Source organism: Marinobacter iranensis (assembly GCF_029207565.1).
In the GTDB taxonomy this organism is placed as follows: Bacteria; Pseudomonadota; Gammaproteobacteria; order Pseudomonadales; family Oleiphilaceae; genus Marinobacter; species Marinobacter iranensis.
Map to the genome: position 1 here is coordinate 1 of NZ_JANCMW010000060.1, position 296 is coordinate 296.

1 pseudogene is annotated in these 296 nt (G+C 68.6%); it reads left to right on the plus strand.

Annotation, left to right across the window (positions count from 1 at the left end):
- Window positions 1–180: pseudogene (locus tag NLU14_RS21440) on the plus strand (3'(2'),5'-bisphosphate nucleotidase CysQ); the annotation flags it as partial.
- Window positions 181–296: the final 116 nt, after the last annotated feature.

Genomic DNA, 296 nt, shown 5'->3' on the forward strand with positions numbered 1-296 from the left:
CAGCATCAGTGGGACAATTGCGCGCCGGTGGCGGTCGCGCTGGCGGCAGGGCTCCATGCTTCGCGCATCGACGGTTCGCCGATCGTCTACAACCAGGCCAGCACGAGCATCCCCGACCTGCTGATCTGCCGCCGGGAATGGGCGCCGATCGTGCTCGAGGCGGTGCAGGATTGCCGATAGCGTCATCCCGGCGAAGGCCGGGATCTCGTGCGGCGCTTTCCCCGCGCCTTCGCCTGGGATCCCGGCTTTCGCCGGGGTGACGGATCGGGGCCGGGAGGAGGATGCCGGCTTTTCAT